The organism is Sedimentibacter acidaminivorans, from assembly GCF_017873955.1.
GTDB classification, from domain to species: domain Bacteria; phylum Bacillota; class Clostridia; order Tissierellales; family Sedimentibacteraceae; genus Sedimentibacter; species Sedimentibacter acidaminivorans.
The window spans coordinates 105,643-128,075 of record NZ_JAGGKS010000004.1 but is presented as its reverse complement, the minus strand read 5'-3'; the positions used below and the strand labels follow the sequence as shown (position 1 = coordinate 128,075).

General features: G+C 30.2%; 23 protein-coding genes and 1 riboswitch. All 23 genes read left to right on the top strand.

The features are described 5' to 3' along the window. Positions 1-2: 2 nt before the first annotated feature. The 23 genes from ssnA to J2Z76_RS07905 all read left to right on the top strand — a co-directional run bounded on the left by ssnA (position 3) and on the right by J2Z76_RS07905 (position 22,432). Positions 3-1,328, top strand: a complete 1,326-nt coding sequence (gene ssnA, locus J2Z76_RS08015) for a putative aminohydrolase SsnA (RefSeq protein ID WP_209511519.1) — start codon at positions 3-5, stop codon at positions 1,326-1,328. A 156-nt stretch (positions 1,329-1,484) separates the two neighbouring features. After that, positions 1,485-2,846 (top strand): uracil-xanthine permease family protein, encoded by a 1,362-nt coding sequence (locus J2Z76_RS08010; protein WP_209511518.1) that lies wholly within the window; start codon positions 1,485-1,487, stop codon positions 2,844-2,846. 126 nt (positions 2,847-2,972) lie between these two features. After that, positions 2,973-4,355: a dihydropyrimidinase gene (gene hydA / locus J2Z76_RS08005; protein WP_209511517.1), complete on the top strand. Its 1,383-nt coding sequence runs from the start codon at positions 2,973-2,975 to the stop codon at positions 4,353-4,355. A gap of 2 nt (positions 4,356-4,357) precedes the next feature. Continuing rightward, positions 4,358-6,922, top strand: coding sequence for a selenium-dependent xanthine dehydrogenase (gene xdh, locus J2Z76_RS08000; RefSeq protein WP_209511516.1), 2,565 nt, complete (start codon positions 4,358-4,360; stop codon positions 6,920-6,922). A gap of 55 nt (positions 6,923-6,977) precedes the next feature. Then, on the top strand, positions 6,978-7,730 hold the full coding sequence (yqeC, locus tag J2Z76_RS07995) for a selenium cofactor biosynthesis protein YqeC (RefSeq protein ID WP_209511515.1): 753 nt from the start codon (positions 6,978-6,980) through the stop codon (positions 7,728-7,730). Continuing rightward, positions 7,720-8,307: a nucleotidyltransferase family protein gene (locus J2Z76_RS07990; protein WP_209511514.1), complete on the top strand. Its 588-nt coding sequence runs from the start codon at positions 7,720-7,722 to the stop codon at positions 8,305-8,307. The genes yqeC and J2Z76_RS07990 overlap by 11 nt, the downstream gene beginning before the upstream one ends. After that, entirely contained in the window at positions 8,304-9,116 is an 813-nt protein-coding gene (gene yqeB / locus J2Z76_RS07985) for a selenium-dependent molybdenum cofactor biosynthesis protein YqeB (RefSeq protein ID WP_209511513.1), read from the top strand. The genes J2Z76_RS07990 and yqeB overlap by 4 nt, the downstream gene beginning before the upstream one ends. Positions 9,117-9,306: 190 nt before the next feature. Further along, entirely contained in the window at positions 9,307-9,813 is a 507-nt protein-coding gene (locus J2Z76_RS07980; protein WP_209511512.1) for a chemotaxis protein CheW, read from the top strand. A 59-nt stretch (positions 9,814-9,872) separates the two neighbouring features. Then, a complete protein-coding gene (locus tag J2Z76_RS07975; RefSeq protein ID WP_209511511.1) occupies positions 9,873-11,648 on the top strand; it encodes a methyl-accepting chemotaxis protein in 1,776 nt (591 codons plus the stop codon). A 70-nt stretch (positions 11,649-11,718) separates the two neighbouring features. After that, the gene (locus tag J2Z76_RS07970) at positions 11,719-12,570 is read left to right on the top strand and encodes a chemotaxis protein CheW (protein WP_209511510.1); all 852 of its coding nucleotides are present in this window, start codon (positions 11,719-11,721) and stop codon (positions 12,568-12,570) included. A 95-nt stretch (positions 12,571-12,665) separates the two neighbouring features. Next, positions 12,666-12,959, top strand: a complete 294-nt coding sequence (locus J2Z76_RS07965) for a flagellar biosynthesis anti-sigma factor FlgM (protein WP_209511509.1) — start codon at positions 12,666-12,668, stop codon at positions 12,957-12,959. A 15-nt stretch (positions 12,960-12,974) separates the two neighbouring features. Next, the gene (locus J2Z76_RS07960) at positions 12,975-13,445 is read left to right on the top strand and encodes a flagellar protein FlgN (RefSeq protein ID WP_209511508.1); all 471 of its coding nucleotides are present in this window, start codon (positions 12,975-12,977) and stop codon (positions 13,443-13,445) included. 13 nt (positions 13,446-13,458) lie between these two features. Continuing rightward, a complete protein-coding gene (gene flgK / locus J2Z76_RS07955; protein WP_209511507.1) occupies positions 13,459-15,018 on the top strand; it encodes a flagellar hook-associated protein FlgK in 1,560 nt (519 codons plus the stop codon). A 4-nt stretch (positions 15,019-15,022) separates the two neighbouring features. Beyond that, entirely contained in the window at positions 15,023-16,033 is a 1,011-nt protein-coding gene (locus J2Z76_RS07950; RefSeq protein WP_209511506.1) for a flagellin N-terminal helical domain-containing protein, read from the top strand. A gap of 34 nt (positions 16,034-16,067) precedes the next feature. Then, a complete protein-coding gene (locus J2Z76_RS07945) occupies positions 16,068-16,646 on the top strand; it encodes a DUF6470 family protein (protein ID WP_209511505.1) in 579 nt (192 codons plus the stop codon). 8 nt (positions 16,647-16,654) lie between these two features. Beyond that, entirely contained in the window at positions 16,655-17,098 is a 444-nt protein-coding gene (gene fliW, locus J2Z76_RS07940; protein WP_209511504.1) for a flagellar assembly protein FliW, read from the top strand. Then, complete coding sequence (locus J2Z76_RS07935; protein ID WP_209511503.1) at positions 17,092-17,334, top strand: carbon storage regulator; 243 nt, start codon at positions 17,092-17,094, stop codon at positions 17,332-17,334. The genes fliW and J2Z76_RS07935 overlap by 7 nt, the downstream gene beginning before the upstream one ends. Before the next feature lie 325 nt (positions 17,335-17,659). Then, positions 17,660-17,743: riboswitch (cyclic di-GMP riboswitch) on the top strand. A 152-nt stretch (positions 17,744-17,895) separates the two neighbouring features. Next, entirely contained in the window at positions 17,896-18,285 is a 390-nt protein-coding gene (gene flgB, locus J2Z76_RS07930) for a flagellar basal body rod protein FlgB (RefSeq protein WP_209511502.1), read from the top strand. Between the two features lie 12 nt (positions 18,286-18,297). Continuing rightward, a complete protein-coding gene (gene flgC / locus J2Z76_RS07925) occupies positions 18,298-18,732 on the top strand; it encodes a flagellar basal body rod protein FlgC (RefSeq protein ID WP_209511501.1) in 435 nt (144 codons plus the stop codon). Positions 18,733-18,736: 4 nt separating this feature from the next. Next, on the top strand, positions 18,737-19,045 hold the full coding sequence (gene fliE / locus J2Z76_RS07920) for a flagellar hook-basal body complex protein FliE (protein WP_209511500.1): 309 nt from the start codon (positions 18,737-18,739) through the stop codon (positions 19,043-19,045). A 73-nt stretch (positions 19,046-19,118) separates the two neighbouring features. Further along, the gene (fliF, locus tag J2Z76_RS07915; protein ID WP_209511499.1) at positions 19,119-20,684 is read left to right on the top strand and encodes a flagellar basal-body MS-ring/collar protein FliF; all 1,566 of its coding nucleotides are present in this window, start codon (positions 19,119-19,121) and stop codon (positions 20,682-20,684) included. A gap of 1 nt (position 20,685) precedes the next feature. Continuing rightward, complete coding sequence (gene fliG / locus J2Z76_RS07910; RefSeq protein WP_209511498.1) at positions 20,686-21,693, top strand: flagellar motor switch protein FliG; 1,008 nt, start codon at positions 20,686-20,688, stop codon at positions 21,691-21,693. Further along, on the top strand, positions 21,677-22,432 hold the full coding sequence (locus J2Z76_RS07905) for a FliH/SctL family protein (RefSeq protein WP_209511497.1): 756 nt from the start codon (positions 21,677-21,679) through the stop codon (positions 22,430-22,432). Before fliG ends, J2Z76_RS07905 begins: the two co-directional genes overlap by 17 nt. The last annotated feature ends 1 nt before the right edge of the window (position 22,433 follow it).

Sequence of the window (22,433 nt, the reverse complement as noted above, 5' to 3'; positions counted from 1 at the left end):
AAATGATTATAGGCAATGGAAAATTAATAACTAATGATTCAGCCAGCACATATTTAGAAAATGGAGCGGTATTAATAAAAGACAATATTATCGAAGAAGTTGGATCTTTTGAAGATTTAAAAAAATCATATCCAAACGAAGAGGTAGTAGATGTTAAAGGTAGAGTAATAATGCCTGGTATGATATGTGCTCACAGTCATATTTATAGCGCATATGCAAGAGGTATGTCAGTAAGTAAACCTACTAGTGATTTTTTCGAGGTTCTAGAAAATTTATGGTGGAGCTTAGATAGAAAGCTTACATTGGAAGACGTAAAATTAAATGCACAAACTACCTATATAGATTCAATTCAAAATGGAGTAACTACACTAATAGATCATCATTCAGGTCCAAATTCAGTTACAGGAAGTCTTTTTGCCATAGCTGAAGCTGCAAAAGAATTAGGAGTTAGAACATCATTATGCTATGAAGTTTCTGACAGAGACGGTCATGAAATTATGTTAAAAGAAATAGAAGAAAATATTAATTTTATTAAAGCATGTCAAAAAGATGATAACAACGATATGATAAAAGGTTTGTTTGGACTCCATGCATCATTTACGGTTTCAAACGATACTCTTAACAAAGTAAGAGAGGCCATGGAAGGTGTTTATAATGGTTATCATATACACGTGGCTGAAGGTATTCAAGATGAGTATGATTCTCTTAAAAAATATGGAAGAAGAGTTGTTGAAAGACTACATGACTTTGATATATTAGGAGAACAAACTATTGCAGTTCATGGTGTTCATGCAAACCAGAGAGAAATTGAGATTTTAAAAGATACAAATACAAGTGTAGTGCATAACCCAGAATCAAATATGAATAATGCAGTTGGCTGTCCTCCAATAATATCCATGATAAAGCAAGGCGTGAGAGTAGGACTTGGAACAGATGCATATACTAATGACATGTTTGAATCAATGAAAGTAGCAAATATTTTACACAGTCATCATTTATGCGACCCTACAGTTGGTTTTATGGAAACAAAAGCAATGCAATTTGACAACAATCCAAAAATATTATCAAAATATTTTAAAAAGGATTTAGGAGTAATACAAAAAGGTGCTTATGCTGATATTATAACACTTGATTATGACCCTCTTACACCTATGAATGGTGATAATTGGTTTGGTCATGCATTGTTTGGAATGACAGGTAGAATTGTTAATGACACAATTATAGCTGGAAAGTTTGTCATGAAGGATAGAGAAATTTTAGTAGCTGATGTAACTTCGATTAAGGCGAAATCAAGAGAAAGAGCAAAACAAATTTGGCCATTAATGTAATTAATTAAAATGCATATCAACCATTCTATGGGATATTATCTATCTCGTAGAATGGTTTCCATACATGTATGAGGGTGGATATGAACCTGTACACTTTATTGTTCAAAGCATGCATGTGTACTATATTTATTACAATAATTTTAGGAGGAACAAATTATGAAAAGTAATCAAACACCGGTTAATTCTTCGCTTTTTAGCATGGAAGGAAAACCAAGTCTTGGAACAGCAATGCCTATGTCTCTTCAACATCTTTTAGCAATGATAGTTGGTAACGTATTACCTGCATTAGTATTATCAGGTGCAATTGATTTAGCAGCAGAACAAAGGATTCAATTAGTTCAAGCAAGTATGTTTATAGCTGCTATAGCAACTTTATTGCAGTCATTTCCAATATTTAATATTGGAGCTAAATTACCAGTTATAATGGGTGTAAGTTTTGCTTATATTCCTACGATATTGGCAATTGGAGTTAAATTTGGTATAGGAGCAATTTTTGGTGCTCAATTTGTAGGTGGTATAGTAGCTTTTATAGTTGGTATATTCATAAAGAAAATTAGAAAATATTTTCCACCAATGGTAGCTGGAACTGTTGTATTTACAATTGGACTTTCTCTTTATAAGGTTGCAGTAAACTATATGGCAGGTGGATTTCAAGCAACTGACCCAAGATATGGTGGTTTAGTATACTGGGGTATTGCATTATTAACATTAGCAGTAGTTTTAATTTGTAATATGTTTGGTAAGGGATATATCAAACTTGCAGCCATTTTAATAGGTATAATAGTAGGATATGTAGCAAGTTTGGCGGCTGGTATAATAACATTTGATGCTATTGGCAATGCTTCGTGGTTTACTTTACCTTCTATATTACCGTATAAATTAGAATTTCCATTAGCCGCAGTAGCCACCATGGCAGTAATGTTTGTTGTTAACTCCGTTCAGGCAGTAGGTGATTTATCAGGAACTACTGTAGGAGGTATGGATAGAGAAGCAACAGACGAAGAATTGTCAGGCGGTATAAAAGCAAACGGGGTAGTTAGTTTAGTAGGCTCGTTAATAGGTGCCTTACCAACTGCTACATATAGCCAAAATGTTGGTATAGTAGCTATGACGAAGGTAGTAAGTTTATCAGTAGTTAGGATAACAGCTGTTATGATATTTATAGCAGGATTTATACCAAAATTTGGTGCAGTTATGACTTCAATACCACAATGTGTTATTGGGGGAGCAACAATATCAGTATTTGCTCAAATAACAATGACAGGAATGAGATTAATAATACAAGATGAATTATCAGTAAGAAATACTACCATAGTTGGTCTTGGTATAGCATTGGGAATGGGTATAACTCAAATAAATCCAGCAGGACTTCAATATTTACCAGGATGGTTTACAATGGTATTTGCTAGTTCTCCAGTAGTTCTTGCAACTACAGTGGTATTTATATTAAATATTATACTTCCAAAGAAAACAATAGCAGAAGAAAAAGCAGAAAGAGATGCAATAGAGAAAAAGTAATGTTTTTATAACTTGATTCAAATGGGGACGATACTATCGTCCCTTGATGAGTGCAGTTTGGTTTTACTTTTATTTTAAAACATGATAAAATATTAAAAATAATAGCAATTCATTCAGGAGGAAATTTTGGGGCTTATAATTAGAAATGGATTAATAAGTAATTGTGAATATAGTTATAAAGCTGATATATTAGTTGAGAATGGGGAAATAGCAGAAATTGGTCGTAATATACCAAGTAGTATACATGATGTAATTGATGCTGAAGGCAAGTTAGTTTTACCAGGTGGGGTAGATGTTCACACTCATATGGATTTAGATTTAGGAAAATATAGGGCAGTGGATGATTTTTATACTGGAACTAAAGCTGCAGCATATGGTGGTACTACAACAATAGTAGATCATATCTCATTTGGACCAAATGGATGTACGCTTCATCATCAAATTAACGAATATCATAAATTAGCAAAAAATAAGTCCATAATCGATTACAGCTTTCATGGAGTAGTTCAGCATGTAAGTATGGATATTCTAGAAGAGATGGAAAGCTTGGTTAAAGAAGGAATAACTAGTTTTAAAATATATATGACATATGATAATATGCTTCATGATGAAGACATATTAAAAATACTTTTAAGAGCAAAAGAATTAGGAGTTGTGATTGCTGTTCATGCGGAAAATCATGGTGCAATACAATATTTAAGGCAGTATTATAAGCAAATTTATAAAACAACACCAATATATCATGCTTTGTCAAGACCTGACTCTACAGAGGCAGAAGCAATTAGCAGGATGATATATTTAAGTGAAATAGCAGGATATCCTCATCTTTATTTTGTTCATGTATCTACAAAAAAAGGTTTAAATGAAATTATTTCAGCTAGACAAAGAGGAGTTAAAAATATTTATTGTGAAACATGTGTTCAGTATTTAACATTAACTGAAGACTGTTATAAAAAAGAAAATAATGAAGGATTAAAATATATTATGGCACCTCCTTTGAGAAAAAGTGAGGATGTTGAGTTTTTGTGGAAAGGTATAGAAAATAATGATGTTGATGTAATTGCTACAGATCATTGTCCTTTTTACTTAAAAAATAAATTAGATGGTAAAAATGATTTTAGTATTGCTCCAGGTGGAGTACCTGGTGTGGAGGAAAGAATGGAAATAGTTCTTACAGAAGGAATAAAAAGAGGATTAACCATCAATAATTTAATTAATAAGCTATCAACTAAGCCAGCAAAAATTTTTGGGCTGTTTCCTACAAAGGGCTCTATACAAATTGGAATGGATGGAGATATAGTAATATTAAAACAAGAAGAAAAAATAATTAAAAATGAAAATAGACACAGTGCTGTAGACTATACAACTTACGATGGTTTTAAGGTAAATTATGTAGTCGAAACAACTATCCAGAGAGGAAACATTATTATTCAGAATGAAAAAATGTTAGCTAATAAAGGCGATGGAGAATTTCTGAAAAGAAGTATGAAGAATAATATGGAGGGTTAGTAATGTATTCATTAAATGTAAATGGTAAATTATATGAAGTTGAAAAAGATAAAAGTTTAATGAGCTATTTAAGGGATGACTTAGGACTTACTGCAGTTAAAAATGGTTGTGATGAAGGTGCATGTGGTGCATGTTCGGTTATAGCAGATGGTAAAGTTATTAGAGCTTGTATAATGAGAGTATCAAAAGTAGAAGGAAAAAAAATAGTAACAGTAGAAGGATTAACAGAAAGAGAAAGGGATGTTTATAGCTATGCATTTGCAAAATGCGGAGCTGTTCAGTGTGGCTTTTGTATACCTGGAATGGTTATAAGCGCAAAAGCACTAATTGACCAAAATAACAATCCAACTAAAATTGATGTTAAAAAAGCAATTAAAGGGAATATTTGTCGTTGTACAGGTTATGTAAAAATAGAAGAAGCAATAATGTTAGCAGCTCAAATTTTTAGAAATAATGAGGAAATTCCTTATAACGAGGATGCAGTAAATATAGGAAAAAGCATATTCAGAGTTGATGCTAGAGATAAAACATTAGGCGAAGCTAAATATGTTGATGATATAGTAGTAGAAGGCATGGTATATGGAAAAGCAATAAGACCACCATATGCTAGGTGTAAGGTAATTTCAATAAATAAAGATAAAGCTTTGAAGTTAGATGGTGTTATAGGAGTTTATACTGCAGAAGATATACCAGGGGAAAGATTTATTGGTCATATAAAAAGGGATTGGCCAGTAATGATAGCTGTTGGGGAAGAAACAAGGTATGTAGGTGATGCAGTAGCTTTAGTTGTAGCAGATACAAAAGAAAAGTTAGAAGAGGCAATTAAACTTGTAGAAATAAAATATGAAAAATTAACACCTATAAACAATCCAAAAGAAGCAGCAGCAGATGGAGCACCATTCATTCATAATGGAGGAAACTTATTATCACTTCAGACACTTAAAAGAGGAGATGTAGAGGTTGCGTTTGAAAAAGCAAAATATATTTCAGAATATAACTATAAAACACCTTTTACAGAACATGCCTTTTTAGAACCTGAATGTGCCATAGGTGTACCTGATGGAGATGGAGTAAAAGTTATTACAGGTGGTCAAGGAATATATGATGAATATAGAGAAATAACTGAAATGCTAGGTATAGATTCTAGCAAAGTTAGAATACAAAGCGCATATGTAGGTGGAGGATTCGGTGGAAAAGAGGATATGAGTGTGCAGCATCACGCTGGGTTACTAGCATATCTTTCAAAAAAACCGGTGAAAGTTTTGTTATCTAGACAAGAAAGTATAAAAATACATCCTAAAAGACATGCAATGGAAATTTATATGAAGGTTGCATGCGACGAAAATGGAAAGCTTTTAGGTATGATATCAAGGATTATATCAGACACGGGTGCATATGCATCACTTGGTGGACCTGTTTTACAAAGAGCATGTACTCATGCTGCTGGGCCATATAATTATCAAAATGTAGATATAGAAGGAAAGGCATATTATACAAATAATCCTCCAGCAGGTGCATTTAGGGGCTTTGGTGTTACTCAATCATGTTTTGCAATGGAATCCACATTAAATGATTTGGCAGAAAAGGTTGGAATTTCACCTTGGGAAATTAGATATTTAAATGCTATAAGACCTGGAGAAGTGTTACCTAATGGTCAAATTGCAGATGAAGGTACAGCATTTGCTGAAACATTAGAAGCAGTAAAGGAAGTATATGAAAATTTATCACAAGATGAAAGTAAATTCGTTGGTATAGCTTCAGCTATGAAAAATGCAGGATTAGGTGTTGGAGTCCCTGATATAGGAAGATGTAATATTTTTGTTCAAGATGGAATTGCAAGGATTAGATCTAGTGCTTCAGGTATAGGTCAAGGTTTACAAACTATTATATATCAAGTAGTTTGTGAAACAACAGGGTTAAATCCTAAACAAGTGGTGATTGAACAGCCTGATACGAAATATACACCAAATTCTGGTACAACTACGGCATCAAGACAAACAGTATTTACTGGAGAAGCTACAAGACGCGCATCGTTGAAACTTAAGGAAGCTTTAAAAGAAAAATCTATAGAAGAACTAGAAGGAGAGCTTTTCTCTGGAGAATACAGTTTTGAATCTGATCCTATGGGAAGTGACAAACCAAATCCAGTAAGTCACGTTTCATATGGATATGCTACACAAGTTGTAATTCTTAATAAAGAAGGAATTGTTGAAAAAGTAGTAGCGGCTCATGATATAGGGCATGCTATAAATCCTGTAACTGCATCGGGACAAATAGATGGTGGAGTAATAATGAGTTTAGGTTATGGATTAACAGAAGACTTTCCACTTAAAGATGGTGTGCCACAAGCTAAGTTTGGAACTTTAGGGTTGTTGAGATCTGTTCAATCTCCAGAAATAGAAACCATATTAATAGAAAAAAATAAAGAAGAATTAGCATACGGAGCAAAAGGTATCGGTGAAATTGCTGCTATACCAGCTGCACCAGCAGTTCAAAATGCTTATTATAAAAAAGATGGAAAATTTAGAACAACATTACCTTTAGAAAATACGGCATATAAGAAATAAAATAAAAAATAGAAATGTAGGCTGTAAATTCAATTTACAGCCTTTTGGTGATATTATGAAATCAAAAAAAATAAGTGAAATTTTCAATATAAAAAAAGGTGACATTATATCTATAGTTGGTAGTGGTGGAAAAACCACATTGATGTTTGAGTTGGCAAAGGAGCTAAAAACACAATATAAAGTTTTAGTTACCACCAGTACAAAGATATATGAACCTTCATGTAATAATTTTGATTATCTTTATACTAATATTGAGCAATATACTAAATCCAAATATTCACATAAGCAAGAAGAAAATTCGGTTACAGTTATATCTAAAGATATAGATTTAAGCAAAAATAAGTTAATAGGAATTAACGATGAGTGTTTTGATTTAGTAATTAATGATTTTGACATAGTTTTAGTAGAATCAGATGGGTCTAGAAATTTGCCATTAAAAGGCTGGAAAGAGCATGAACCTTCTATACTGTTGAAGACTAATAAAACCGTAGGAGTTATACCAATTGATATGATGAATAAAAAAATTAATAAAGAATACATATATGGATTTGAAGAATTTACAAAAATAGTTGGAGACACTGATTGTTTAGATAAACAAGCTATAGGTAAAATATGTTCCAGTGAATTAGGAATATTTAAAAATTCACGTGGGAAATTATATCTTTACATTAATAAAACTGATGATAAAAAGTTTATAGAAGATTCATTAAATCTTTCTAAATATTTGAAAAAAAACATAGTAGGTAGACCTTATGATTTTGAAATTTGTTTTGGGTCTTTAAAGTTGGGGGAATTTTATGAAAATTAGTGCAATAGTTATGGCTTCGGGTTTGTCTAGAAGAATGAACACAAATAAGCTACAAATGGAAATAAACAATAAAAAAATATATGAATACATACTAGAAACAATAAAAAGTAATGAATTTCATGAAGTTATAGTTGTTACAAATGACCAAAATATTAATTCTAAGGCTGAATCATTAGGATATAAAACCTTAAGTAATCCTAATGCTTATTTAGGACAAAGTGTTTCAATTAAAATAGCCCTAGAAAATTCTAGCGAGTCTAGTGGATATATGTTTTTCGTAGCCGACCAGCCATTTGTTTCATCAAATACAATTAATATAATATGTGACATATTCAAGAATAACCTAGACAGAATAATAATTCCAAGCTATAATGGTATAAATGGCAATCCGGTATTGTTTCCATGTAGTTTGAAAAATGAGTTAATGTCTATTAGTGGTGACTCAGGGGGAAAGGCAGTCATTAAAAATAATCTTGACAAAGTTATAAATGTAGAAATTCATAATGTTAATGAACATATGGATATTGATACACTAGAGGATTACGAAAAAGTATTGAAGATGAAGGTGATAGAATGAAAGGTGATATTATAGTAGTAAAAGGTGGAGGAGATGTTGCTTCAGGCAGCATTCAAAAACTTCATAGGTCTGGTTTTCGAGTTTTAGTTTTAGAAATAGAAAATCCAACTTCAATAAGAAGGACAGTTTGCTTTTCTGAGGCGATATTTAATGGTGAAATGAGTATTGAGGGGATTAAATCAGTTTATGTTAAAAACGAAGAAGAAGTTCTTAGTGCTTGGAAAGATAATAACATTCCTGTAATGATTGATCCGAAGGGAGTGTATATAGATAAATTAAAGCCAATTGCAGTGGTGGATGCAATTATAGCAAAGAAGAATACAGGTATGAAAAAAGACATTGCACCAATTACAATTGCTATAGGCCCTGGATTTGAAGCAGGCAAAGACGTTGATATTGTTGTAGAGAGCAATAGAGGACACAATTTAGGAAAACTAATTTTTAGTGGGTATGCTGATGAGAATACAGGAAATCCAGGAAATATAGAAGGATTTACTATTGATAGGGTTCTATACTCACCTTGTGAGGGAGTATTCAAGTCCAACCATAAAATTGGAGATGTAGTAAAAACAGGTGAAGTGGTTGCATCTGTTAATGGAAAAAATATATATGCTAAGATAGATGGATTAATTAGAGGTCTTATTAGAAGCGATACATTGGTCACAGAAGGCTTTAAAGTTGGAGACGTGGATCCTAGGGTCAATCAAATTAATAACTGCTTTACAATATCAGATAAAGCCCGTGCCATAGGTGGGGCAGTATTAGAGGCTGTAATGATAAGTAGAAATAAATTTAATTATGAAAACTAAGATAAAATACAAATATATAAATAATTTAAATAGAAGGTTAATGGTAATAAACAATATTATTATATAGCTTTCTTTTTTTTACATAAAAAAGATTTAATTTTAAATTTTTGCTAAAGTTTTATAAAAAACTGTCGATATCTATTTAAAGCTACAAAAGTTTTTAAAAAAATGATTTAGTTGAGGTGGAATTATGAGAGATAAAATAAACAATTTGAGTGAGGAAAATTATAATATAGAAGAGGATACGTTAAAGGATAAATATCTTACGTTTTTTACAGACAATCAACTTTTTGGCATACCTATTGCCGATGTAGTTCAAATTGTTGGAGTGCAAGAGATTACGCCTGTTCCTGACTTTCCTAATTATGCAAAAGGAATTATTAATTTAAGAGGGACTATTATTCCTATTATTGATGTAAGGTTAAGATTACACAAAGAAGAAATAGGATATACTGAGAGGACATGTACTATAGTAACTAATATAAATGATGTATCAATTGGATTTATAGTAGATGCAGTAAATGAAGTTACAAATATAGAAAAAAGTAGTATTTCCCAACCTCCGAAAATGGGTAAAGATTATGTAAATACATATATTACAGGCGTTGCTAAGCTAGGTAATAAAGTTGTTTTGTTATTAAACACTCAGAAAATGTTGAGTGAAAGTGAGCTTGAATTAATTACTAATATACAATAAATTATTGCAATAACTTGAAAGTATTATTAAAAAATGCATAAAAAGTTGGAGGGACTAAATTGAAAAATTTAAAAATAGGTAAAAGATTAATTGTTTGTTTTAGTATAATAATATTTGTTTTAATTATAACTATTGGAATTTCAGTTTTTAATATAAATGTTGTATCTACAAATATGGACCGTTTTAATAAAGAATGTTATGAGTCTGAAAGCATTAACTGGACGGCTATATTAGCTATTGATTCAGTAGAAAAATCCATTTATAAAGCTTCATCTTCTTCAAATAGAGTTTTAGTTTTGCAATATATAGAAGAAATTAAAGCAGGTGTTATTTCATTTGATAATTCAATTGCACAGTTAAAGGGAAAAAACGTAGTAACTAATGAATATATATCGGAACTTGAAAGTGAAATAGAAAAGGCAAAACCTAATATAGATGAGTTGATAGATTTGATTGATAAAGGAAAAAGCACTCAAGCAATGCAAATAATGTATTTGAAGTTAATGCCATCTATGGATTCAATACATGCTTCTTTAAGAGCAATAAGCAGTGAATTAGATACTAATGCTCAAAATTTTGTAATGGAATCTGAAAATGTAAAAATGACTGCAATTGTTACTTTATTAGTAGTTCTTTGTATAAGTGTTATAATATCAATTTTACTAGCTTCTTATGTAACTAGAAGCATTGTTAAGCCTATAGATGAAATTTCAGAAGCAGCAAATTCAATGAGCATAGGGGACTTTGATTTTGAAATCAAATATAATTCAAAAGATGAGCTTGGAAAAGTTGCAAAAGATATGGCTAATACCGTTAGTAAATTAAAGCTATACATAGGCAATGTAGATTCAATTCTAAACAAAATAGCATTAGGAGATATGACTGCATCTATAGATATAGAATATGAAGGTGGATTTGCGTCCATTAAAAAATCAGTTGAAGTAATATTAGAATCATTGAATGATATTTTTTCACAAATAAATGAAGCTTCAGATCAAGTAGCAAGCAGTTCTGAGCAAGTATCTGGAGGGGCACAAGCTTTATCTCAAGGTGCTACGGAACAAGCTAGTTCCATTCAGCAGTTATCTGCATCAATTAATGAAATATCTGAACAAGTTAAAGTAAATGCAAACAACTCGAATATGGTTAGTAAAACTACAAACAATTTAGTAAAAGAAGTTAAAGATGGTAGTGAACAAATGAAGCAAATGACAACTGCTATGGTTGATATAAAACAATCATCAAATGATATAGCAAAAATCATAAAAGCAATAGATGATATAGCTTTCCAAACAAATATACTTGCTTTGAATGCAGCAGTAGAAGCTGCAAGAGCTGGCGCTGCAGGTAAGGGATTTGCAGTAGTAGCAGATGAAGTTAGAAACCTTGCGTCTAAAAGTGCAGAAGCTGCTAAAAATACAACTGTATTAATAGAAAATTCTATAAAAGTAGTTGAAAATGGAACTAAAATAGCAGATAAAACAGCTAAATCAATGAATAATGTTGTTGATGGAATTAGTGAGTCTATGTTATTAATTGACCAAATAACAGAAGCATCAAATGAACAAGCTGTTTCTATAATGCAAGTAACTCAAGGTATTGAACAAGTATCAGCAGTAGTTCAAACTAACTCTGCAACAGCAGAAGAAAGTGCTGCGGCAAGTGAAGAACTTAGCGGACAGGCACAAATGCTTAAAAGCTTAGTAGGCAAGGTTAAAATAAAATCTTCTAGTGTAATGTTTGAAAAGGATGAACTTAATGAAGATGAATTAGGTATGTATGAAAGTGATAATGAGGAAGTATACTCAGAATCAGAGCAAACTATGAAAATATAGTGTGAACATTGCATGCATCCTATAACGTAGAATGCGTAATATTAAATAATTGATTTAAATGGAGATAATTATGTATAACGATGATATAATAGAAGAACAAGAGAAAATAGATTTTCCATGGCTTGTGTTTAAACTTAAGAATAATTTATACTGTGTTAATAGTAAAATAATAACTTCTATAGTTATTATGCCAGAAGACATGACAGTAGTACCAAATGTCCCTGATTATATAAAAGGTCTTATACATCTAAGAGGTAGCGTAATACCGCTTTTAGACTTAAGAATGTTATTTAAAGTTAAATCTGTAAAAGAAGAGTATGAAGACTTTAAAAATATGATAGATGAAAGAAAAAACGATCATATACATTGGGTTAATGAATTTGAACGTTCAATAAAAAATGATGAAAAATTTAACCTTAATACAGATCCTCATGAATGTGCATTTGGTAAATGGTATGATAATTTTACAACAGACATTGAAATAGTAAATTTTAATTTAAAAAAATTAGATGAGCCTCATAAGTTAATTCACAAAGCTGTTGAAAATGTTAATAATTGTTCTAAAAATCACGATAGCTGTGAAAGAGATAAATGCTTAAAAACCGTATTAGAAGAAACAAAAGAAAAGAATATGCCTTATATGATGCAACTGCTTGATGAAGTTAAAGATATATTTAAAATGCACTATAGAGAAATGGTTGTAATACTTGAAAAGGATAATTCGTATGTTGGTATAACAGTAGATGAGGTTTTATCAGTTGAAAATATAATACCTTATGATGATACCGAAGAAGTGAGAAAAATGTGTAAGGATAAGTATGTTTGCGGAGTTGCAAAAAGTGAGAAAAACAATGACATATTACTTATTTTAGATGAAGAAAAAATAATGAATATCTCAGAAATTCAAGATATTAGATTATAATATTAATAAAAAACTAAACTTTGTCTGAAAAATGACGATTATAATAGTATGATAACATAATAGGGGAGAAAATAAATTATAGGGGTGATTGATATATGAAAATCCAAAATATTAATAATTATATAAACTATAATGGCAATAAAAAGCCAATTAAGCATGAAGAAGTTGCAAAAAATAAAAATTATGATGTAATAGAAATAAATAAAAACAATATAAATAAAGATGCAGAAAAAAGTGAAATTAATTACGATAATATAAAAAATAATATTGTTTCAGAAGTAAAAAAAGAAGCAAGTAGTGAAAAAATAGATATGCTTAAAGAAAGCATCAAGAATAAAACTTATCAAATAGATGTTGATGAAATTGTTAGGATACTATTAGATAAGTAGAGTGAGGATATATATATGGGACTTACAGATTCATTATGTGATATACTTAAAGAAAGTACCGAGACTTATGAGAACCTTGTAAAACTTGAGTATGATAAATATGATTTAATGATTAGAGATGATATAAATAGACTTGATGAAATTATTTCAAAAGAGCAAGTGTTTTATTTGAAAATTAAAGGACTTGAACAAAGAAGACAAAAAGCGACTCGAAATATAAATATGCAGGATAAAACGCTAAAGGAAATAATAGAATCGTCGTCAAATGAAGAAGAAAAATATAAATTGAAATTAGAATACGATAGATTGTTTAAGGTGCTTTTAGATTTAAAAAAGGTTAATTCTAAATGCAAGACATTAATTGAAATTAGATTGCACAGAATAGATAATGCAATAAGTAAAATAGGTGAAAAAGAAAATACATATACAAATGTAGAAAATCAGAAAAATAAAATTAAGAATTACCTGATATCTAAAAAAATTTAAAGAGGAGATTAGCATGTTACGATCAACTTTTTCAGGATATAAAACAGCAAGTAGTGCGTTGAGAGTTAATCAAAATCAGCTTGATATAGTTGGCCAAAATATATCGAATGTAAATACACAAGGATATACAAGGCAAAGACTAGATATAAATGCGGTGTCACTTAACACTAATAATTTAAAATATGGAATTGGTGGACCAATTATAGGACAAGGAGTTACTGCAACAGGTACAAGTCAATTTAGAGATTCATTTCTTGATTTAAGATATAGAAAAGAAGCAGCAAAATCTGGTATTGAAAGTGTACAGAGTAATGCTTTAAGTGATTTGGAAACTATTTTTGATGAAATAGAAAATGATGGTCTAGATGCACAATTTTCTGATATGATTCAGCAGCTACAGTCATTAACATCAAGCCCTTCGGATCCTGTAATAGAGGGTGTTGTTAGATCATCAGCTTCAATGCTTACTCAATTGTTTAACAATTATTCAGTAAGAATTAATACTGTGAAAGAACAGCAAACTAATTATCTTAAAAATGGAGCAGTAGCTGATACGAATAAACTTATAGAAAATATAGCAGAATTAAACGAGCAAATAAAAGAAGATAATGTAAGTGGCAACCCAGCATTGGAACTTAATGATAAAAGAAATGTTTTAATAGATAAACTTTCTTCATATCTTGATATAGAAGTAACCTTAACATCTATTTCCATAGGTGGAGGCAGAACTGTAGATGAATTGTCTATACAACTTAAGGATAAAGATGGTGCAAATTTGCTTGATCTAGTTGACAATGACAAATGTGTAACATTAGAGGTTTTAGGAGCTAACACTGATTTAACAGATGTAAGTGTAAAGAAAATTGATGGTTCTAGTGCTACAATAGCAAAAGATATAGATAAAGGTGAAATTGCAGGATACCTTAACATATTAAATGGTAAAGGTGAATATTCTACAGGTACTGAGAATAGCTATAAAGGTGTTCAACATTATCAAAAGCTGTTAGATACATTAGCTGGCAAATTTGCAGAAGTAATGAATGAAGCTAACAAAGCACCGGATGGATCTGATAAACCTCTTTTTACTGCAAGGGGATCATCGGAGAGTACTACTGGTATAACAGCATTGAATATTAAAATTTCTGATGCTTGGGCAGATGCTAGCGGGTCATACATAACTAATACGAAAACAGTAGAAGATACTACAACGGGAGACCTTTCAGGTGCCACAGACAATATATTGTACATGATATCTTTATTTCAAAAAAACATGACATATACAACTGATGGTACAACTACAGGTACAGGATTATTCACGGGTAAAATGCAAGAATTTCTGTCGCATACAACTACAAATTTAAGTTTACAAGTGGCTAATGTAAAAAATTCTTATGATATTTATTCTGAAGCACAGTTTCAAATAGATTATTCAAGAAGTAGTATAGGATCTGTTGATTTAGATGAAGAAGGTGTGAACCTTTTAACATATAGCAAATCATATAATGCCGCTGCAAGATTAATGACTACTTTAGATGACATGTTAGATACACTAATTAATAGAATGGGGGTATAGAGTCTTGAGAATTACGGGAAGTATGATAACAAATAAATATAAAAAGAATTTAAATAGCTCTGCTTATAAAATGAACTATCTTAATGAGAAAGTAACTTCGGGAAGAAAATTTTTTAAGGGTTCGGAAGATCCTATTAGTGCTATCAAAGCATACAAACTTAGAAGAGAGTATAGAGAAACTGAAATGTATGATACAAATATAAGTGATACAGATTCATTTCTTACAACTGCGGAAATAAACCTTACGGAAATAAACGATAATTTAAGTAGAATATATACTTCTTATTTAAGAGGTGTCAATGGTACAATGTCCTCTGATGAAAGAGAGATTGTAGCTAAAGAAATTGATAATATTCAAGAATCAATGTTAAATTCTTTGAATTCTAAAATTAGTGATAGATATGTTTTTGGTGGTACAAGTAAAGATGAAATACCATTTACAGTAGATACAAATGGCGATTTATTATATAAGGGAATTTCAGTTGATGATAATGCAAATCAAATAAATTTAGATGCTTTGGCAAGCGAAAATTTAAACATAGACCTTGGACTTGGTATGAAATTTGATGGAAGCGGCGAATTAATTAAGGATACTACTTTTGATTTGTCTATGTCAGGAATAAAAATTATGGGATATGGAACAGCTACAGCAGCTGATGGAGTAACAGAAATACCAAATAATTTGTATTCTCTCGTGGGAAAAATAAAAGATCAATTAAGAGATCCAAATTATTCATATGATAATATCAGTCAATATATTGGAAAGTTTGAAACTCAGAAAACAAGTGTATTAATTAGCGTTGCAGATATAGGTACTAAAACAAAGTATTTAGACTTTCTGAAAACGAGGAATGAAGATACCCAATTAAGCTTAAACGAAAAAATAGATGGTGTTGAACACATAGATACTGCAGATGCAATAATTGATTTTAAAATGCAGGAGTATTCATATAATGCTGCTTTATCTATGGGGAATAAAATTCTTCAAAACAGTTTTATTGACTTTATGAGATAATAATAATTTTATGTTAAGAGGTGATAATTGAATTATGAAACCACTTTTAGAAATAAGAACCATACCAATGTCAGTAGAATACAAAATTAACAAAGCTCGCTATGAAATAATTAATACGGATGCATCTGTAGAAATAACACACAATAAAAGTGGTATTAAAATGCAGATGAAACCTATTAAACTAAAACTAGATACGGTAGAAACAAATGGGTTAGATGGAGATTTTTTAAGAAATGGTATAAAATCTACTTATGTGGCTAAAGTAAACTATGCAGAGGAAAGCAACATGATGCTAAATATAAATATAAGAGATAATCCAATACCAGAAATTTTGTTAAATAAATTTAGTAGTGATGTAAATTTTAATCTTGAGTTCGTTCCAACGGTTGGGTCCGAAATGTCATGGGACCCTCAAGAACTATCAATAAAGTATGAAATGGATAAATTAAATTTCGACTGGAAAATTAATAGGCCGGAAATAAATTTCATACCAGGAAATATTGAAATTATAATTAAAGAATACCCAAGAGTAGAAATAAATTATACTGGTAAACCAATATATGTTCCTGCTAGTGCAGACCCCGATTATAAACCTATAGATACTTTTGCCTGAGGTGAATTATGAATATTAAAACAAGAAGTTTTGGAGATATATCAATTAGCGAAGATGATATAATAATATTTACAGAAGGAATGTATGGATTCGAAGAATACAAGAAATACATTATATTAAAAGATACACCCGAAGATGATATTATGTATCTTCAATCGGTTGATAACAAAGACTTATCATTTGTACTAATTGACCCTTTTGTAGTTATAAATAATTATGAGCCGAATGTTGAAATTGATGATTTAGAAAAATTAGATGTTCAAGAAAAATCCCAATTAAGATTTTTATTAGTAGCAATAATTAGTAAAGAAATAGAAAATTCAGTAGTTAATTTAAAAAGCCCAATTGCTATAAATACAGATTTAAATATAGCAAAACAGATTATACTTGAAAATTTAGAATATCCCCTTAGATATCCGATGTTTAATAATAAGGGGGATGGAAGATGCTAGTAATAAAAAGAAAAGAAACAGAATCTATTCTAATAGGAGATGATATTGAGATAATAGTATCAGAAATATCACTAGGTAAAGTGAAAATATGTATAAATGCTCCAAAGGATGTTAAAATTTATAGGAAAGAATTAATAGAAACATCTGATTTCAATAAAACTGCATCTGAAAAAATAAACCAAGATAGTATAAAAAATTTAAATATTAAATTAAGGAACCACAAAATAAATCTTTAGATAAAGAAAATGTATAACTATATAATGTATAGGTATGCTTTTTTTTTTGTATTTACAAGAGTTGTAAATTAGTATCTAAATATGACAAGTATGAAAAAACAAAAGCATAAAGATACACAAAAAGTGCAAAGCATACTATTTGAATATATTTGTTAGATATATAGTAATTCGAAGGACATATACTTTAAAAATTACATTAATTGACAAATACTTATAAATATTCTGTATCAAAAATTGTCGAAATTACTTGCATTATGTTTAATTGTATTATATAATGCAAAAGAAAAGAAATTAATAACGACGTTGAAATATTTTGTAATAAAATATCAAGTAAAGGTAAAGCCATCTAAAGGTGGTGACACAAAGCTATAGGGCCTAAGGATGTATTCTATGGTTGCCAGTTTCCAAAATATTTATTTTTGTGCGTTTATTATATACACTTATAGATTTTGTTTATGTGTATGCAAACAATAAATGAAGCTACTAGATAATATTTTGGAAAATAACCCTAAGCAACTGCTAAGAGGTTATTTTTATGTATATAGAGGAAGGGGAGTTCTAATGAATAATATAAGTCTTAATTTATTAGTAAAAAATTTGGATGGATTGTGGCTTAGACAGAAATTGACTATGGATAATATAGCTAATTATTCTACGCCGGGGTATAAAAGTAAGGTTGTTGACTTTGAAAGTAATCTTCGGGATAAGATTAAAGATATAAACTCGGAAAATGTAGTTAATAAATCATTGTTTAATGAAGCTATTGAAAATAGCAGTATTATAGTCAGTGAGAGCGATGATTTGTCTTTGCGCTTAGATGAAAACAATGTCGATTTAGAAAAAGAAAATTTAGATCTTGCAAAAACACAGCTACAATACATGTATACCGTAACAGAAATGAATTCATATTTTTCCAAACTTAAATCAGTTATTTCTGAAGGTAAAAAATAAGGGGGTATAATTATGTCATTTTTACAATCACTTAATATTAGTGGATCAGGTCTTACGGCACAAAAACTAAGGATGGATGTAATATCTGAAAATATTGCAAATATTGATTCAACTAGGACAGAGACAGGCGGTCCTTATAGGAGAAAAATGATTGTACTATCATCAACAGGAGATTTCAAAAAGATGTTGGTGAAAAATTTAAATAGTAGTGAGATTAATTTGGGGGTTGAAGTTACTGATATAGTTGAGGATCAAAGCGATTTCAAACTAGTATACAATCCTGAACATCCAGATGCCGATGAAAATGGTTATGTTAGTATGCCAAATGTTGATTCGCTTAAGGAAACTGTTGATATGATGGAAGCATATAGAGCATATCAAGCAAATATTACTGCATTAAATACTACAAAACAAATGGCTGTTAAAGCTTTGGAAATAGGGAGGTAACTAGATGTTTATTGAACCAATTCAACCATTGTACGGATTACAAGAATTAAATGAATTAAACAAAAACAATAATACAGATGATAAAGACAATAATTTTGGTTTTAAAGCAGTCTTTGATTATGCATTAAATAATTATATAGATGCTGAAAATGAAGTAGACCAAGATATATATAAACTATCTGTTGGGGAAACTGATGATTTACATAACTTGATGATAAATACTAAGAAAGCAGAAATGTCGTTAGATTTATTTCTACAGTTGAGAAATAAAGCCCTCGATGCATACAATGAAGTTATGCGTATGGGTGTATAATATATGAATATATTATAAAACCTTATAAAAAATACATTAAGCTAATATTCATATACTATATAGGAGCTTTTAGATGAATGATCAAATTATAAAAATTGCAAAAAACATTAATGAGTTTTGGGCTAAATTAAGCAAGAAAACCAAAAGACTGGTAGTTGGTGGTTTTGCTAGCTTAATAATATTAGCATTAGCTATAACATTTTTATTAAATAATAGGGATTACGTTGTTTTATTTAATAATATTGATGAAACAGAAACAGTAGAAGTAATGCAACAGTTACAGGAGAGCGATGTAGACTATAAATACCAAAAGAATGGAACGATTCTAATACCTGAAGAACAAGAAAATGCATTAAGGATGAAGTTAGCAGAATCAGGACACCCTCGTAGTGGTGCGAACTATGATTTGTTTACTAATAGTATAGATTTTATGACAACAGACTATGAAAAAAAAGTATATGAAATCTATCAACTTCAAGAAAGATTGCAATCATCTATAGAAACAATTGAAGGTGTAGATGATGCTATAGTAACTATAACGGTTCCAAAAGAAAAAAGTTTTGCTTGGGAAACTGATAAGGAGGAGGCATCTGCCTCAGTTAAAATCAATCTTGTAAATGGCAAAACAATAACTGCTTCTCAGACCAATGGTATACTTCAGTTATTATGTAAAAGTGTACAAGGATTAAAAGAAGAAAATGTAGCTATTTTAGATACAGATGGGAATAGCTTGTTAATAAATCCCGATATGCTTCAAACAAATTCTATTAAATTAAAATTAGATATAGAAAAAGAATTTGAAAAAGATACTGAAAATAGTGTAAGAAGTTTTCTTTCTGCGATGTATGGAGCAGAAAATGTTCAGGTATCAGCAAAATGCACAATAAATTTTGATAAAAAAATTAGTGAGACACTGCAATATATACCAGATGAAGAAACTAAAACTGGTGTACCAAGTGATACACAAAGTGAAAGGGAAATTACAGGACCAGGTCAAACTGTAGGGGGAATTGCTGGAACAGAAACGAATGCAGAGTTGCCAACATATCCTGGTGTAACAATAGAAGGAGACAATATATATTTTAAGGATACTAATGCTATAAATTATTTAGTAAGTCAATTAAAGGAACAAATAGAACACAATCCTGGTAATATTGAGAATTTAACTGTTGCTGTAGCAATAAACAAGTCCAATATGGCTGAGGAAGAAGCTAATAACGTCAAGGACTTAGTAGCTTTTTCTGCTGGTATTGAATCTTCTAAGGTTGCATTGCATAATATGCAATTTTATGATCCTGATTCTCCACCTGTTGTAGTAACTGATCCTTTAGAAGAATTTCCTAACATTACACGACAGATACTTATTTACGGGGGCATAGCACTAGGAATTCTAGCAATATTAATATTTGTAATAAGTATTATTTTAAGTAAGAAAAGAAAGAAAAAATTGGAGCAAGCTGCACTTCAAGTTGCAAATGAAGGCGATGATGATAGTTCGTGGAAAAACATACAAGATGAAATAAAATTACAGGATACAAAAGAGCAGGTTATAAAGAGACAATTAAAAGAGTTTACTAACAGTAGTCCAGAAATAGCTGCTCAATTAATAAGAACTTGGATGAAGGGGGATGACGAATAGCATGGCTGAAACAAAATTAACTGGAAAACAAAAGGCTGCTGCAATAATTATTTCTCTTGGTGCTGAAGATGCTTCAAAGATATATAAATTTTTAAAAGAAGATGAAATAGAGTTCCTTACATATGAAATTGCTAGATTACAGCATTTAGATCCACAGGTGATGGAAGATACACTAAAAGATTTTTATGATATATGTATAACTCAAAAAGTAATTACAGAAGGTGGACTAGAATATGCTAGAAATGTTTTAGAAAAGGCTTTTGGATCTCAAGCTGCAACTAATATGTTAGAAAGAGCAACAAAGACTTTAAGAACTAAAGCATTTGATTTTATAAGGAAAGCTGACTATAAAAGTCTTTTGACAATTATACAAAATGAACATCCTCAAACTATAGCATTAATATTGTCATATGCAAGAGCAGATCAAGCTTCTGCAATAATAGCAGAATTACCAAAAGAAAAAAGAATAGATGTAGTAGAAAGAATTGCAAAAATGGACAGAGCATCACCTGAAATTATAAAACAAGTAGAAGATGCTTTAGAGAAGAAATTTAATTCTATTATATCCGTAGACTTTACTGAGGTTGGCGGGGTTAATTATATTGCTGACATTATGAATAATATGGATAGAGGAAATGAAAAGTATATATTTGATGAATTGAGTAAGAAAGATGTTAAATTAGCAGATGAAATAAGAAAGAGAATGTTTGTATTTGAGGATATTGTCATGCTTGATTCAATGGGTATACAAAGATTCTTGCGTGAAGTTGACAGTAAAGATCTTGTATTTGCTATCAAAGGATCAAATAAAGAAGTTGCAGATGTATTATTTAGTAACATGTCTACAAAGATGGTAGAAGCAATACAATCAGAATTAGAATACACTCATAATTTAAGACTAAGAGATGTGGAAGAATCGCAACAAAGAATAGTTTCTGTTATAAGGCGTTTGGAAGAAGAGGGAGAATTGTATATAGCTAAAGGTGGAAAGGATGATATTATTGTCTAACATTATTAAGGCTGAATATGTATTATATGATAGTAAAAAAGAATGTGAAAAGGTAGTAAGTGCCGAAATAAGTTCATCAAAAGAAGTGCTATATGAAATTTATAATCAAAGAGAAACTATAATAAAAGATGCTACAGCAGAAGCACTTAGAATTGTTAATACAGCAAAAAGAAATGCACAGTCGGAAGTTGAAGAAATAAAAAAGAGAGCTAATGAAGAAGGATATAATGCAGGATTTGAAATTGGTAAAAATAAGGGATATGAAGAAGGTTGCCAAAAAGGGCTAATAACAATAAGAGAAGAGCTTTCTAAAAAAAATGAAACTAGGGTAAATGAAATTAATAGCATGATAGAGCTAATAGAAAATGAGAAAAAAACAATTCTATCAAAGTATGAAAATGAAATTTACAAATTATCTATAGATATTGCAGAAAAAATACTGAGACAGAAAATTGAATTAAAGGATAATTTCATAGCTAAAATTATAGAAAGTGTAATTAATGATTATAAAAATGTTGAGTGGGTTAAAATATATATTTCAAGTAATGAAGATGTTAAAATGTTAGAAGCTGATAAATCATTAATAGATGAACTAAGTAAAATATCAGATGACATAAAAATTGAAGTAAAAAAAGGGTTAGCAAATGGAAGTTGTATAGTAGAAACACCAGATAATATTGTTGATGCAAGCCTGGATACACAATTAAACAATTTAAAAGAAATTTTGCTTAGTAAATAGG